Origin of the sequence: Vibrio ruber DSM 16370 (assembly GCF_900163965.1) — a bacterium.
In the GTDB taxonomy this organism is placed as follows: domain Bacteria; phylum Pseudomonadota; class Gammaproteobacteria; order Enterobacterales; family Vibrionaceae; genus Vibrio; species Vibrio ruber.
The window spans coordinates 1-872 of sequence record NZ_FULE01000087.1 but is presented as its reverse complement, the minus strand read 5'-3'; the positions used below and the strand labels follow the sequence as shown (position 1 = coordinate 872).

Sequence of the window (872 nt, the reverse complement as noted above, 5' to 3'; positions counted from 1 at the left end):
TTCAACCAGCGCTTCATAGTCTTTCTGCGCGTGGAGGTAAATCTTCTCGCTGCCGGACTGGTCTTCAAAACTTAATTCGTTGAAACCGGTGCCCTGATGGGTCTGGGTGCGAATCACGGTTTTGGTTTTGTGATCCGGCAGAGGATAGGGCGGCGTGTTGGTCGCGTGATAGGTGCGCCCGGTCACCATCGGTTGATCCGGGTCACCGTTGAGGAAGGTGACAATCACTTCATGACCGATACGAGGGATCGCCATCATGCCGTACTGGGCGCCTGCCCAGCCTTGTGCGACGCGCACCCAGCAGGAGCTGTGCTCGTCTTCGTTGCTGTAACGGTCCCACGGGAAAGAGATTTTCACCCGGCCATGTTCATCACAGTAGATCTCTTCGCCTTCCGGGCCGACAACGGTCGCGACCATCGGGCCATCAACTTGCGGCTTTGGCTGGGGCTGCATACGCCACAGGGTTTCATTCGGGATGACAACAAACTGGTTGCTGTAAGTGGTGGCACCGCTGCCACCGGATTCTTCCAGTGCCTGGGGCTGACTGCCCTGATGGTCAATCCCGACAATCAGCCAGAGGCGGTTCATCGTGCTATCAAGATGGTCGGCCAGTGTAAAGACCAGCCCGGCCTGAAGTTTGGCTTCGTTACTTTTACCGCTTGCGGTATGACTGGTGCGGCGCAGATGTTCGAGCTTAATCTGACTGAAGGCTTTGCCGCTGGCATCGTCTTTATAGCGCCCCGGTGCATCGTAGTGTTGGTAGTCCGGCAACTGATAGGCCATGTCACTGCCAAGTGCCGACTGTTTAAAGCTGTAAGAGGGCTTTTTAAAACTATAGTCACGCTGCGTCACTTCGGTAACTTCGGACTGTT

At 55.6% G+C, this 872-nt stretch carries 1 protein-coding gene; it reads right to left on the bottom strand.

Annotation, left to right across the window (positions count from 1 at the left end; translation table 11 throughout):
* On the bottom strand, nt 1-872 hold an 872-nt coding region (gene tssI, locus VR7878_RS20350), incomplete at both ends, for a type VI secretion system tip protein TssI/VgrG (protein ID WP_139344184.1).